Origin of the sequence: Pseudozobellia sp. WGM2 (assembly GCF_017810075.1) — a bacterium.
In the GTDB taxonomy this organism is placed as follows: domain Bacteria; phylum Bacteroidota; class Bacteroidia; order Flavobacteriales; family Flavobacteriaceae; genus JADNYK01.
Genome location: NZ_JADNYK010000001.1, coordinates 719,810 through 734,163, shown reverse-complemented (window position 1 = coordinate 734,163; position 14,354 = coordinate 719,810). Strand labels below are relative to the sequence as shown.

General features: G+C 38.4%; 10 protein-coding genes. 2 read left to right on the top strand and 8 right to left on the bottom strand.

Features of this window, described 5'->3' with window-relative positions; translation table 11 throughout:
• Nucleotides 1-19: 19 nt before the first annotated feature.
• Nucleotides 20-1,021 (top strand): DNA polymerase III subunit delta, encoded by a 1,002-nt coding sequence (holA, locus tag IV512_RS03290; protein WP_209400553.1) that lies wholly within the window; start codon nt 20-22, stop codon nt 1,019-1,021.
• On the opposite strand, the gene IV512_RS03285 is transcribed toward holA, so the two are convergent.
• The 7 genes from IV512_RS03285 to IV512_RS03255 form a co-directional block, all read right to left on the bottom strand.
• Nucleotides 1,022-1,396 carry a DoxX family protein gene (locus IV512_RS03285; RefSeq protein WP_209400551.1) on the bottom strand — a complete coding sequence of 125 codons (375 nt, stop codon included), beginning with the start codon at nt 1,394-1,396 and terminating at the stop codon, nt 1,022-1,024.
• Between the two features lie 319 nt (nt 1,397-1,715).
• Nucleotides 1,716-4,127, bottom strand: coding sequence for a thiamine pyrophosphate-dependent enzyme (locus IV512_RS03280; RefSeq protein ID WP_209400549.1), 2,412 nt, complete (start codon nt 4,125-4,127; stop codon nt 1,716-1,718).
• A gap of 163 nt (nt 4,128-4,290) precedes the next feature.
• Nucleotides 4,291-7,143 carry a metalloprotease gene (locus IV512_RS03275; protein ID WP_371743250.1) on the bottom strand — a complete coding sequence of 951 codons (2,853 nt, stop codon included), beginning with the start codon at nt 7,141-7,143 and terminating at the stop codon, nt 4,291-4,293.
• A gap of 9 nt (nt 7,144-7,152) precedes the next feature.
• Nucleotides 7,153-7,839 (bottom strand): TIGR00730 family Rossman fold protein, encoded by a 687-nt coding sequence (locus IV512_RS03270; RefSeq protein ID WP_209400547.1) that lies wholly within the window; start codon nt 7,837-7,839, stop codon nt 7,153-7,155.
• A gap of 86 nt (nt 7,840-7,925) precedes the next feature.
• Entirely contained in the window at nt 7,926-10,757 is a 2,832-nt protein-coding gene (uvrA, locus tag IV512_RS03265) for an excinuclease ABC subunit UvrA (protein WP_209400545.1), read from the bottom strand.
• A 129-nt stretch (nt 10,758-10,886) separates the two neighbouring features.
• Nucleotides 10,887-11,663: a TIGR03915 family putative DNA repair protein gene (locus IV512_RS03260; RefSeq protein ID WP_209400543.1), complete on the bottom strand. Its 777-nt coding sequence runs from the start codon at nt 11,661-11,663 to the stop codon at nt 10,887-10,889.
• An 18-nt stretch (nt 11,664-11,681) separates the two neighbouring features.
• Nucleotides 11,682-12,956, bottom strand: coding sequence for a putative DNA modification/repair radical SAM protein (locus IV512_RS03255; RefSeq protein ID WP_209400541.1), 1,275 nt, complete (start codon nt 12,954-12,956; stop codon nt 11,682-11,684).
• 145 nt (nt 12,957-13,101) lie between these two features.
• Here IV512_RS03255 and IV512_RS03250 point away from each other — a divergent pair, with 145 nt between their 5' ends.
• Nucleotides 13,102-13,866: an XRE family transcriptional regulator gene (locus tag IV512_RS03250; protein WP_209400540.1), complete on the top strand. Its 765-nt coding sequence runs from the start codon at nt 13,102-13,104 to the stop codon at nt 13,864-13,866.
• A gap of 3 nt (nt 13,867-13,869) precedes the next feature.
• Here the strand turns inward: IV512_RS03250 and IV512_RS03245 are convergent, their stop codons facing one another.
• Nucleotides 13,870-14,304, bottom strand: a complete 435-nt coding sequence (locus IV512_RS03245) for a GNAT family N-acetyltransferase (protein WP_100872055.1) — start codon at nt 14,302-14,304, stop codon at nt 13,870-13,872.
• Between the last annotated feature and the right edge of the window lie 50 nt (nt 14,305-14,354).

Below are 14,354 nucleotides of genomic sequence, written 5' to 3'. Positions count from 1 at the left end.
AAAAATCATTTAAGTTTTAATGGAGGAAGTAAGAAATATAATCAAAGACATAAAAAACGGTACGATAAGGCCTATTTATTTTCTTTTTGGGGAGGAGCCATATTATATCGATGCCATATCTTCTTACATTGAAAAAAATGTTCTTGCCGAAGAAGAAAAAGGTTTTAACCAAATGGTTCTTTATGGCAAAGATGTGAGTATAGACGACATTGTCGGTAATGCAAAGCGGTACCCGATGATGGCCGAAAGACAAGTAGTCATCGTTAAAGAAGCTCAGCATCTATCTCGAACTATTGAGCAGTTGGTCGATTATGCGAATAATCCTCAACCTACCACAGTCTTGGTCGTTTGTTACAAGTATAAAAAATTGGATAAAAGAAAAAAACTCTATAAAGCAATCAAGGCGAGTGGAATTCTTTTCGAAAGTAAGAAACTTTATGAAAACCAAGTTTCTGAATGGATTCGCAAGAACCTACAAAGTAGAGGCTATAGTATTTCTCATAAGGGTGCAATTTTGCTGACCGAATATCTGGGAACTGATTTGAGCCGAATCAATAACGAGCTTGAGAAATTGCAATTTGTATTGCCCGAAAAATCAGAAATTACTCCCGCAGATATCGAAACACATATTGGTATCAGCAAAGATTACAACAACTTTGAGCTAAAGAAGGCTATCGGAGAGCGTAATGTGCTAAAAGCAACAAGAATTATAAACTATTTTGCACAGAACCCTAAAGATAATCCATTGGTGCTGACCGTTTCTTTGTTGAACGCATTCTTCACTCAACTGCTACAGTACCACGGTTTGAATGACCACACTCCGAAAAGTGTGGCCAGTGCTCTGAAAATAAGTCCTTATTTTGTGGGTGAGTTTCAGACCGCCGCTCGTAACTACCCTATGAGAAAGGTCAGTGGTATCGTATCTCATCTTCGCGAGATGGACCTTAAAGGTAAGGGCGTCGGATCGAACGCCATTTCACATGCAGATTTATTAAAAGAATTGCTGGTGAAAATAATTTAATTAGCGCCTGTCGACACTAAATTTTCCTGGCCCCACCAAAGCTATAACGACAAAAATGGTTAAGTACAATAATGCCATTTCCTTCTTTTGAAATGGGTCAGCACCATGTGCAATAAAAGCGGCAACAGCCATTGTAATTGCGGTTGGTATAGCTGCCCAGCGAGTTTTAAATCCGAAAATGATTAAGATGGGGCAGACAAACTCACCGATAACCGCTAAGAAAAGAGAAGGTGTTGAACCAATACCGATAGGGTTACCGAATTCAGCTCCATTAATTAGCATTTGTAACTTTCCGTATCCGTGGGTAAGCATCATTGCCGAAGCAGCAATTCTCAAAATGGCCAAACCGATGTCTCTCATAAGTGTATTTTGCATTTTTTGGTTGTTTAAATCTGTATAAATGTATTCATTTTTTTGATGAATAGTTCAATACGATTCACATCGCCACTGCTAAAATAGCACAATCGGTATAATTGTGGCAAGTGTTCATTTCCCTTTTATGGGGCGATTTCGGGGTCGTCCTAAATAGATGAGTTTACTTTTGATTTATATTCAATTGACTTTCAGTTTTCTAACTGCTTTATGCATGAACATGTATTTGATTGAAGTAATTATCTTCCAAACCATTGGGAATTAATTAAGAACCACTGTTTAAATATAAATACGATTGAATGAGGAACTGAAAATCTTCCTGTCATCTTAGTTTAGGATAATTTTCAGGATCACTTTCGTGAATCATAGCATAGACCTTTTCAAAAATATCTTCGGCATTGGGCTTAGAGAAATAGTCTCCGTCACTACCGTAAGCTGGTCTATGTGCTTGGGCACTCAATGTTTGTGGCGTACTGTCGAGATACATGTAGCCTTTTTGATTCTCTACGATTTCGTTTAAAATATATGCAGAACATCCACCGGGAACATCCTCGTCGATAACGAGTAATCTATTGGTTTTTTGAACGCTTTTCACAGTATCGTGGCGAATGTCGAAAGGTAAAAGGGTTTGTGCATCAATAACCTCGGCATCGATACCCACCTGTTTCAATTCTTTTGCAGCCTGTTCGACTATACGTAAGGTTGAACCATACGAAACCAATGTAATGTCTGAACCTTTTTTTACAGTTTCAACGACCCCGATCGGCGTGCAGAATTCCCCAAGATTTTCAGGTTTCCTTTCTTTAAGTCGGTAGCCGTTCAAACTTTCAATTATCAGGGCGGGTTCATCGCTCTTCATCAAAGTGTTGTAAAAACCTGCTGCCTGGGTCATATTTCGTGGGGAAAGTATATACATGCCCCTTAGTGAATGAATAAGTGATGCCATTGGCGAGCCTGAATGCCAAATACCCTCAAGGCGATGTCCCCGGGTTCTAACGATCAAGGGTGCTTTTTGTTTTCCGAAGGTTCGATACCTCAAACATGCAACATCATCAGTGAGAGTTGCTAAAGCGTAAAAGATGTAATCTAAATATTGAATTTCAGCAATTGGGCGAAGGCCACGAAGTGCCATTCCGGTACCCTGACCGATAATAGTTGTTTCTCTTATTCCTGTATCTGCAATTCTTAATTTTCCGAATTTTTCCTGAAGGCCTTCCAATCCTTGATTAACATCTCCGATAGCACCGGTATCTTCTCCAAATACCAATGCATTGGGATTGTTCTCGAACAATTTCTCGAAATTGTCTCGCAAAATTAAGCGACCATCGACCATTTCAGGGCTTTCGCCATAAGTGGGTTTAACTTCTGAAATGTTAGTTGCACGATTTGGTCCTTCATTATAGAGGTCTGCACTATACTTAGGTTGAGTTTCTGCCAAAAACTCACTGGTCCATTTGAGAAGGTCGTTTTTTTCTTGAAAATCTTCTCCTATTAAATACCGTAAGGCTTTGCGTGCACCAATGGCCAAATCTTTTTTCAAGGGCTCATCGGTAGCGATCAGGTCATTTTTTATTTTGGTTATAAAATTTTTGTTTGCACTTTTACTTGCAGCATTATCAAGAAGAGTTACAAGTTTCTTCTTATGTGGTTGATGCGTTGTCAAATATTCGGCCCAAGCTTCTTTTTTAGCCTTTCTTACTTGTTTTAAAATATCCTTTTCTAAAGCGCCCAACTCCTCTTCAGTAGTAATTCCTGTTTCAAGAATCCATTCTCTAAAACGTTTGTTGCAGTCGTTCTCTTTTTCCCAATTTAACCGTTCTTGACTTTTATATCTTTCATGTGACCCCGAAGAAGAATGGCCTTGTGGTTGAGTGAGTTCGGTGACATGAATAATTACCGGCACATGTTCTTCTCGAGCAATGTCAGAAGCATTTTCGTAAGCATGCATGAGAGCAGTGTAATCCCACCCCTTAACTTTTAGCATCTCAAAACCTGCCTTTTCTTCGGTTCTTTTGAACCCTGATAGCATTTCAGAGATGTCTTCTTTGGTGGCGTGGTACTCGGCAGGTACCGAAATGCCATAATCATCGTCCCAAATACTGATAACCATTGGCACCTGAAGTACACCGGCGGCATTTATAGTTTCAAGAAACATGCCTTCGCTAGTGCTTGCGTTACCAATAGTGCCCCATGCAACTTCATCACCTTGATTTGAAAATTTTGAGGCATCTATATTTTTCAGATTTCGATACATTTTAGAGGCTTGGGCCAAACCTAATAATCGAGGCATTTGCCCCGCAGTGCAAGAAATATCGGCACTGCTATTCTTCTGTTTTGTAAGATCTTTCCAACTGCCATCTTCATTTAAACTATAAGTTACATAATGGCCTCCCATTTGTCGACCGGCACTCATAGGTTCTTTTTCTATATCTGTAGTAGCATATAATGCGTGAAACAAGTCTTTAGGTGTCAACAGACCCAGTGCCATCATAAAGGTTTGGTCGCGATAGTATCCACTACGAAAATCACCGTTTTTAAATGATCGGGCCATTGCCAATTGTGGCAATTCCTTTCCATCTCCAAAAATTCCGAATTTCGCTTTACCGGTTAAAACCTCTTTACGCCCCATCAAACTACAGGTTCGACTAAGTACGGCTATTTTATAATCAGTTAAGATTTGTGTCTTAAAATCATCGAAAGAAATATCGTTACTAGTCTTAGGCGAAATATCCATTGAAGTTTTTTGATTTTCCACAAAAGTAGCAAATCAAATGCATTTTTACAATATCATAAAAATGCGGAAATTTTTATTAATTTCCAATTTAAATCCTTTATTGATGAAAAAAATCAAATAAAAGTCAAAAAAACCAGAATTTATTGAGGATGTATTAGCTAGGCTAAAACCATTTACGGTTGAAAAGACCAATAAGTGTTTTCGGACTCACGGTAACGATAAACCTAATTTTTTCACCATAATTAGGCTGGGAAACCTCCCAACCATTATTGGAATATACCGGAAAATAGAGTTCAAAATAATCGGTAAGTAAATTAAGACGGACACCTGAATCATATACAAATTTACCAGACACTTCCTTATTCTTAACATAACCCATATCACCATATACTTCAATCCAGCGCCAAAGGTTCACACTGGTGTTCACGGTGGCCATCCAATCATTGGCAAAACGAAATTGCTCTGGCATGAACGATTTAAAACCACCTTCGGCAATTATAATTTGCTGACTGTAAAGCCCTGAATCTTCTGAGCGCCCCAAGTATCCATAGTCAAAAAGATAATCTGTAGGGCGATCTAAGGCAAAACTAAAAAAGTTGGGGTTTCTGTAATCTGTAGTTTTATTTCTCAAGAACTTACCGGCAAAGAATCTTAAATTAAACTGCCTATTGTTCTCGAACAATTGTCGGTATTCAAGTTCAAAAGCTACTTTGCTAAAGTCTTTGGCGTGTTGTGCATCTGCGAACCAAGAAAGATAATTGATAATGCCCGGATTATGGTTTGTATACCTTGCGTTCAATACACTATAATCTGGCGGAGTTTCGAAATCGGCAAGATTGTCGGCTTTGTTTCGCAGTACGTTTACATATCGGAAACTCAGAAACTCTTTTTTGTTCGATCTTAAATTCTCTGGTCGCCAACCAAAAGATAAAGAGGGGGTGATTTTAGTATATCTGGAGTTTTCTTGAAAGTGATATGTAGACCCCCCTAGGCTATAGTTAGCTACATAAAGGCCGGTCTTGCTCAAATATTTTCTATAGCTGAACCTTCCTGATCCTACGAGAGATTTTTCACGGAATGAATAGGCGGGGGCAAAATCGTATACAAATGGTCGTTCAAGAAAAGTTTTATTATAGAGCCTTAAACCGGGGGTCCACCCGTCATAAATATTAAAATTAAGTATCGGCACGTAGAATACTTGATTGTAATATGGGTTTTCAGAATCGCGAAAGAAGGTAAATTTCAGTTTTTTGTTACCGGATAAAAACCCACCTAACGATTTCCAGTTGTCTCGCTGGTTAAACTCCGGTATTTTCTGGTCGTAATTGAGAACGAGTCTTTCCTCTTCATGTCTAGGTATGACCACTCTTTTAATAGTCTCAATATCTGAAAACCAATATTTAGAAACTACCGAATCATTTTTCAATCCGAATAAAGAAATGGGCACATTTGTACCTTTTTTATTTTTTAAGGTGACATATAAAGAGTCTTCGGTTTTTTCAACTTTCTTTATTTTAAAGTCTATTTTTCTATCTGTAGAGACATAGTCTTGAAAGAACCAGTCGATATTTTTATTGGTCATTCGCTTTAATATAGACTCGAAATCAAGTGTTTTTACCTGACTGAGCTTATAATGCTTATAGAAAGTTTTTATGCCCTTGTCAACTTTGTCTTTACCAACATAACTCGCTAAATAAGAGAGACCAAGACCAGCTTTGTATTTGTTGGCAATTTTTTGATTGAACTTGATCAGTGAGTCGTTGGAAGTCAATAGGGGTTGGTCAAGATTTCTGCGGGAAGTCAGCATATATAGAAAAGGGTACTGCTCATTAAAATCCATCTTGGCCAAGTTAAAACTTCGTACCCCCCAAATTTTTGAAAGTTTACCCAAAAGCTTTTGATCGGGATAGTACTCATCGACATAGGCTATCATGAGATAATTAGCGATTGCATCACTTAGCCACTGCTCTTTTCTTGGGTCGAGAAATAAAGTTTCTTCTAGAATGTTGATCAATGCGGTTTTTAAGAACTTCATTTCATATTGAAACTGTTCTTCATAGGGCCTAATAAAAGAAGGCAATTGATTAATGCCGTAAAGAGGATTCTTATTATAGTCGATTGTACTGACCAATAATTGGGAATGTGGATAGTCACCTAAGTTATCTTTTATAAATTTTGTGACCCTATTAATAGATATGCCCCTTGCAATTTCACTGTATTTAGCCGATTCTATGTCGGTTATAATGGTCATTTCTGGGGTTACATGGGTCATGAACTTTTTCTCTGGAGTGAGTATAAGTTCACAGTTTTTCTGTTGGGTAGCCGTAAGCTGCGCTAATTGACCATTAGAGAACTGACTGTTGCCTAGAACTTGAAAGTTTGAAACTAAATTCAGCCCTCTAGGGTAGGTAAAGTTGACCGTTGTACTTGTAACTCCAGTGTAAAGATCTTCTAAATTTTTGTTGGAATATAAATGCCATGAACCATCAAAATAGGCCGGAGTCAAATACCAGTCTTTTAAATAATAGTTATTCTTATTATCATAACCATAAGGTGTAAATTTGTTTTCAGGTAGTTTAACCGAATAAGTGAGAAAAAGCTTTGCCGATTCTCCGGGGCGAAGAGGGGTATTTAGCTCAATTCTTATAATGTCATCGCCAGTGGTACGCTTCCAGTTCAGGCCCCTATAATTATCATCAACAGCACTTAAGATAGTGGTATACCCCCGTTCATTCTGTTTGGCAAGATGAAGGCTTCGCTTAAACTCTTCGGCAAAACGTTTTGCGAGACCGGTATTTTTATTGGAGTACGCATGTGCCCAATCATTAAAATAAAGCACATTTAAGATAACATCGGAGTTGTTCTCATAAATGAACTCTTGCTGAACGGCTATTGCATTACTGTCGTCATCAAGTGTGGCAGTCAGTATGTTATTATGTTGAGCATTGCACACACTATACCCAAACAGGGAAAAAATGATACCAAAAAGGCACGATATGGGAAACTTTGCTCTCAAGTACAGGCGTTAAAAATTAGGGCTGAGGGTATGCCCTTTGTAAAACGCGTCAATAATATCTACCACTTCTTCTTCTGTATCGACGATTTTGATAAGGTCTAAATCATGCGGGCTGATATTTTTAACTTCGAGCATGGTGTTCTTTACCCAATCCATCAGACCTGTCCAAAATTCGGTACCGACTAGAATAATCGGAAACTTTTCTATTTTGTTGGTTTGGATCAAGGTTATTGCCTCAAATAATTCATCTAAGGTGCCAAATCCACCGGGCATTACGACAAACCCTTGAGAATATTTGACGAACATAACTTTTCTAACAAAGAAATAATCAAAATCAAGGCTTTTATCAGAATCAATGTAAGGATTGTCGTGTTGTTCAAAGGGCAAATCAATATTTAGTCCCACTGAAGTTCCACCGGCCAAATGGGCTCCTTTGTTACCAGCTTCCATAATACCTGGTCCGCCACCTGTGATAACTCCGTATCCGGCTTCGGCAATTTTCTTTGCGATATTAACTGCCAATTCATAGTAGGTATCACCTTCTTTGGTACGTGCCGACCCAAAAATTGAAACGCATGGGCCTATGGTGCCCATTTTTTCAAAACCATTGACAAATTCACCCATTATCTTAAAAAGGGCCCAAGAATCATTGGTCTTAATTTCATTCCAACCTTTATGGTGTTGTTCTTTGCGCATATTTAGTTTATTTTTTTGTCGGCGAAGCCGAAAATAAGATTTATTTTAAACATGTAAAGGCAAGAATATGTGCCTTAACGTGGATTTTAGCTCAATTCTTTCTTTAAGAATTTTGCCGTATAACTCTTTTTATCTTTGGCAACTTTCTCAGGGCTACCCTTTGCAACTACCATGCCACCACCACGACCACCTTCGTACCCGATATCGATAATGTAATCTACCATTTTTATGACATCCATATTATGCTCGATTACCAATATCGTATTTCCTTTGTCTACCAGACGGTTTAAAACTTCCATTAATACCCTGATATCTTCAAAATGGAGCCCAGTCGTGGGTTCGTCCAAGATATAAAACGTATTTCCGGTATCACGTTTTGATAGTTCAGTGGCCAGCTTTATACGTTGAGCTTCACCACCGGACAAAGTAGTTGATTGCTGGCCTAAAGAAATATACCCCAAACCTACGTCCTGAATGGTTTTTAATTTACGGTATATCTTAGGTATCAGTTCAAAAAAATCAACGGCCTCATTGATCGTCATTTCTAAAACATCGGCAATCGATTTGCCTTTGTAGCGAATTTCTAAAGTCTCTCTATTGAATCGTTTACCATTGCATGTCTCACAATCTACGTAAACATCGGGCAAGAAGTTCATTTCTATGACCCGTAATCCGCCTCCTTGGCAGGTTTCACATCGACCGCCTTTAACATTAAAACTAAAACGGCCAGGCTTATAGCCACGTATAGCGGCTTCAGGTGTTTTGGTGAAAAGTGAACGAATTTCACTAAATACTCCCGTATAAGTAGCAGGATTAGATCTTGGTGTTCGACCAATGGGTGATTGATTTATATCGATTACCTTATCGATATGTTCTAGACCCTTGATGCTTTTATAGGGCATCGGTTTTTTGACACCATTAAAATAATGGGCGTTCATGATAGGGTAGAGGGTCTCGTTAATCAATGTGGATTTACCGCTACCTGATACGCCGGTTACGCCTATCATTTGACCTAAAGGTATCTCGATGGTCACATTTTTTAAGTTATTACCGGTACAACCCGCCAACGTAATTTTTTTACCATTTCCTTTTCTACGTTCTTGGGGTACTGCTATTTGTCTCTTTCCGGTAATGTAGCCAGCTGTGAGAGTGTCGTGTAGTTTGAGTTCTTCAGGCGTTCCCTCAGAAATAATCTCGCCACCGTGTTTGCCGGCTTTTGGGCCTATATCGATTACATGGTCTGCGCGTTCTATCATATCTCGATCATGCTCTACAACGATAACAGAATTGCCTATATCGCGAAGCGATTCAAGTGATTTTATCAATCTCGAATTATCTCGTTGGTGAAGGCCGATACTGGGTTCGTCTAAAATATAGAGTACCCCGACCAATTGCGACCCGATTTGAGTAGCCAATCGAATACGTTGGGCTTCACCACCCGATAGTGATTTAGAGCTTCGATTCAATGATAAATAGTCTAAGCCGACATCTAGTAGAAAACGAATACGGGTACGAATTTCTTTAATGATTTCTTCTGCAATTTTGAGCTGATTGCCTTCAAGCTGTTTTTCCAACCCTTCGAAAAAGATAGCGAGCTCGGCGATGTCAAGATGGGCCAATTCGGCAATATTTCTTTCATCAATCTTGAAATTCAACGATTCTTTGCGTAGGCGAGACCCTTCACATACAGGGCAGGTCACCTTATCCATGAAATCTTTCGCCCAGCGCTTAAGAGAAGTAGTGCCGGCTTCTTCGTACTGATTTTTTATAAAGTTTGAAATGCCTTCATAATCAATTTTATAATTACGTTTTACACCTAAAGTTTTAGAATCTACCTCAAAAGTTTCGTTACCACCATAAAGTAGCACTTTAATGGCTTCGTCAGAAATATTTTGAATAGGGTCGGTCAACTCAAAATTATATCGTTGACCGATGGTTTCAATTTGTTTAAAGGCCCATGATTTTTTATAATCACCAAGGGGAGCAATACCTCCGGACTTGATCGATAATTTTTTATTCGGAAATATTTTGTTTTCGTTAACCTCGTAAACATGGCCCAATCCGTTACAGTGGTTGCACATTCCTTTCGGGGAATTGAAAGAAAAGGTATTCGGTTCCGGAACGGGATAAGATATTCCCGTAGTCGGGCACATCAGGTCACGGCTAAAGTAGCGGGCTTCACTCTCACCTTCCTCCAAGACCATTAAAACATTCTCACCGCTGTACATTGCGGTATTGATTGTTTCTGTAAGCCTCTTATCCAACTCTTCGGAACTGGAGACCTTTAAACGGTCGATTACAATTTCGATATCATGGGTCTTGTATCGGTCGACCTTCATGCCTTTGACAATGTCTTTTACCTCGCCATCGACCCTGACCTTCACAAAACCCTGTTTGCCGATTTGCTCGAAAAGTTCCCGATAATGTCCTTTTCTAGACTTTATAACCGGGGCTAATATGTTTATTTTTTTGTTTAGGTAATCTTCTTTGATCAGCTCTTTGATTTGCTCATCACTATAGCTCACCATTTTTTCACCCGTGTTGTAGCTATAAGCATCGCCCGCCCTTGCAAAAAGTAGACGTAGAAAATCATAAATTTCGGTAATGGTGCCTACCGTTGAACGTGGTGATTTTGAGGTCGTTTTTTGTTCTATGGCGATTACCGGTGAGAGGCCATCAATTTTGTCGACATCAGGTCGCTCTAAGCCACCTAAAAATTGACGTGCATAGGCAGAGAACGTTTCTATGTACCGACGCTGACCTTCAGCGTAAATCGTATCAAAGGCCAAAGATGATTTTCCGCTACCGGAAAGGCCGGTAATCACTACTAATTTCTCTCTGGGTATGGTAACATCTATATTTTTGAGGTTGTGTACGCGAGCGCCCTGTACCTCTATATTTTCCTCGTAGTTTATCATTTTCTATAGCAAAGCCGCAAAGGTACGTTTTTGAGCACTAACCGAGAAGTGAGAGCGTTTAATTGTATAGTGAAGATTAACAGATTACGCTTAACTATTAGCTCATTAAGATTTCAATATTCGACCCAATCAAATTGCCTGCTTTTTCTCGCTTAAATATTTCCAATATCTTTTTGGCACATGTTGCGTGTGTAATTTCAGATTGATTCGAGATTTAATATTGGTACTCTTAAAATAATTGTTCCATAAATCTTGATAGTCATATTCATTAGCAGTCATTTTATGACTTTTATGAATACTATTGCTATGAATTTCGAACAAATCGAGCGAAACTATTTCCACTTTTTCCAAATCATAATAGATACCATACTTACGTTTAACGTCATAAATCAACCAATACTGGTCGGCATATCTAGACCTGAAATGTTTTGAAATTAGGGGCAACACATCAAAATCGGGTTCAATATTGGCAAAGTAAATACCATCTTTGGTCAATTGAAAACGAACAAATGCCTCCATACGATGTTTTTCGCGTCCTACCGATTTTGCTAGTTGACTAATTTTTAGCACCACACCATCTGAATAATCATAAGCAATAGATGTTTCATGAGTAAATAATTTACAGATGTATCGATAAAGTAATAATTCTACATCTTGACTTTCACTTTGAAAAGCAAAATAAATATTCTTTAAAGCTGAATTACTTTTTTTCTGAATACCGTTCCATACCCGTTTTGCTTTATCCACCTGTGTTAAAACCGTCTGTGTCTCAGAAAATAATCCGCTTTGACAAACCGTTTCTTTCTGAATTTGTGACACGGTAACTTTTTCTTCAAAAGCAACGAATATTGAGGTTAGAAAACCATTGAAACTTCCGTCGTAGATTAAAACTTTAGAATTGTTCATAGCATTATTTTTAAATACTTAAACTGCTTTTGTATTGAATAGCTCTAACTGAGTACTATACTCCTTTCTAAATTTACCAGCAGAGTTCTGTATAATCATTCCTTTAATTTTATCGGCATCCAAGTCTCGATGAACCCATTTATTGGAATCACATAAAATGAAATATTTTGCACGATTTAGGGCTATTCCTATTTTTTTGAGATGCTCCCAATTTAAATTTCTGAACCTTCTAGCATTCAAAATTTTATGAACCGATTTCAAACCTATACCCGGTACTCTGGCCAGCATTAATTTATCGGCTTTATTGATGTCGATAGGAAAATGATGAAGGTTTCGTAAAGCCCAACCTAGCTTCGGGTCTATATCAATATCGAGGTTTGGGTGATTATTGTTTAAAATCTCTTGCACATTAAAGCCATAAAACCTCAAAAGCCAATCGGTTTGATAAAGCCTATTCTCTCTCAACATCGGTACTTGGGTGCCTATAGCCGGTAATCGGCTATCTTCGGCTACAGGTACGTAACCGGAGTAGTATACCCGTTTCATATTATAATTTTTGTAATAGTGAGTTGCGGAATACATGATGTCTTTATCCGATTCTCCGGTAGCACCAATTATCATTTGAGTACTTTGACCGGCAGGGGCATATTTAGGTGTACTGCGAATCAATTTTTTTTCGGACTTGTACTGTATAATCTCATTTTTGACCTTAAGCATGGGCTTGGTGAAATCTTCATGCTTTTTATCCGGTGCTAACAATTTTAGACCTGAAATGGTGGGTACTTCTATGTTCACTGAAAGGCGGTCGGCATATAAACCTGCTTCTCGCATGAGCTCATCGCTCGCACCTGGTATCGACTTTAAATGAATATACCCATTGAAATTCTCTTCTTCACGGAGTTTTTTCGCTACGGCAATCAGACGCTCCATTGTATAATCAGGACTTTTAAATATACCGGAACTAAGAAAAAGGCCTTCGATATAATTTCTACGATAAAAATTGATGGTCAAATCAACCACCTCCTGAATTTTAAAAGCCGCCCTTTTGATGTCATTGCTTTTACGGGTAACACAGTATGCGCAATCGAAAATGCAATAATTGGTCATTAAGATTTTCAAAAGCGATACACAGCGTCCATCTTCGGTATAACTATGGCAAATTCCCATTCCAGTACTATCTCCAAGCCCCTTGTTGGTATTAGTACGTTTGCTGCCGCTGCTTGAACAGCTCACATCGTATTTAGCGGCATCCGCCAGAATATTCAATTTTTCCTTTATTCGGTCAAAATCCATATCTTGAATGTAATTATTCCAAAATTATGGAATAAATCCTAATTATGGAAATAATCCAAAAAATATATTGGAATATATCCAAAAGGTGTATATTTGAAATTATTCAGTGTTTATTGGAACGAACGAAGATTAGAATTAGAGTGATATGGAAAATGAACTGACCTTAAAACGTTTTACGGATTTGCGGAGAGAATTGGGCCATACCCAAGTTGAATTTGCAAAGATGATAGGTGCTGGAAATACTACGGCCGATATTGAGCGGGGTAGAACAAAACTTTCGGGTAAAGTGGTTTCTGAATTATTAAAGCAGTTCAAAATCAATCCGCTCTGGCTATTTGGTGAGAGTGAGAATAAATATTTAGAAACCTCGAATACGAGTGTAATCCCTAAGGTGGTTACCGTTGATTCCGATGATCGTGAAAATATGGTGCTTGTGAACGCAAAGGCTGCTGCCGGATATCCTCAAAATATTCAAGATACGAGCTGGTATCGCCAATTGCCCGCTTTTGACTTACCTATTCCGGAATTTCGAAATGCTACTTATAGGGGTTTTCAGGTCGAGGGAGATAGTATGTTACCCAACTTAAAACCAGGGGAATGGGTTTTGGCCAAAGCTGTTGAACATATCGATGATGTAAGCTCAAACAAAATGTATGTTGTGGTATTACAGGATGCCGTACTGGTGAAAAAAATAGAAAGAAGACCTAATTCGAACAACATTACCTTGGTTTCGTTGAACGAAACATATCCTCCCTACGAAATCAAACCCTTTCAGATTCAAGAAATATGGCAAGTGAGCAGCCGTATAACCTTTGGAGAAGATGCAAGCACCGAAAAAGGATTGCTTAAGCAGTTGCAAGAATCGATGGAAGAACTCAAAGGGCAATTACAACACGTGAAAAAAGTCTAAGGTCTATTTTCTGAAATTCAGATTATAAACACCACTTTCACGAATGGTAAAGCCCAAGCTTTTATAGAGGTTGATAGCTGCCGTTCGATGATGCCCTGTGAACAAGAGAATTTCATCAACACCTTTTCTTTTAGCTTCTTCCAAAAGGTTTTCCATCAATTTTCGGCCTATTCCTTGTCCTCGGTAGGCTTCGTCTACCACAACATCTTCAACCAAACCTCTAAAACCTGACACCACCTTATAGGTGGCCATAAGGGCAATACCTACAATCTCTTCTTTATCATTTTTACAGACCATAAAAATCACATGATTGTCTTCTTGCAAAACTTGATGTAATGGCCTTGGAACAATGATGGAATTCAATTGTTTATATAGAGCCAGAATACGGGCTATATTATCATCGTTCAATTCAAATTTGTGCAATACTTGAATGGTCATAGTCAATTATAATTTCAAAGATTTAAATACTATATACATCGAAAATCAGA

Excerpts from the sequence above, each read along its gene's own strand:
- holA (WP_209400553.1), top strand. The coding sequence starts at position 20 with ATGGAGGAAGTAAGAAATATAATCAAAGACATAAAAAACGGTACGATA.
- IV512_RS03285 (WP_209400551.1), bottom strand. The coding sequence starts at position 1,396 with ATGCAAAATACACTTATGAGAGACATCGGTTTGGCCATTTTGAGAATT.
- IV512_RS03280 (WP_209400549.1), bottom strand. The coding sequence starts at position 4,127 with ATGGATATTTCGCCTAAGACTAGTAACGATATTTCTTTCGATGATTTT.
- IV512_RS03270 (WP_209400547.1), bottom strand. The coding sequence starts at position 7,839 with ATGCGCAAAGAACAACACCATAAAGGTTGGAATGAAATTAAGACCAAT.
- uvrA (WP_209400545.1), bottom strand. The coding sequence starts at position 10,757 with ATGATAAACTACGAGGAAAATATAGAGGTACAGGGCGCTCGCGTACAC.
- IV512_RS03260 (WP_209400543.1), bottom strand. The coding sequence starts at position 11,663 with ATGAACAATTCTAAAGTTTTAATCTACGACGGAAGTTTCAATGGTTTT.
- IV512_RS03255 (WP_209400541.1), bottom strand. The coding sequence starts at position 12,956 with ATGGATTTTGACCGAATAAAGGAAAAATTGAATATTCTGGCGGATGCC.
- IV512_RS03250 (WP_209400540.1), top strand. The coding sequence starts at position 13,102 with ATGGAAAATGAACTGACCTTAAAACGTTTTACGGATTTGCGGAGAGAA.
- IV512_RS03245 (WP_100872055.1), bottom strand. The coding sequence starts at position 14,304 with ATGACCATTCAAGTATTGCACAAATTTGAATTGAACGATGATAATATA.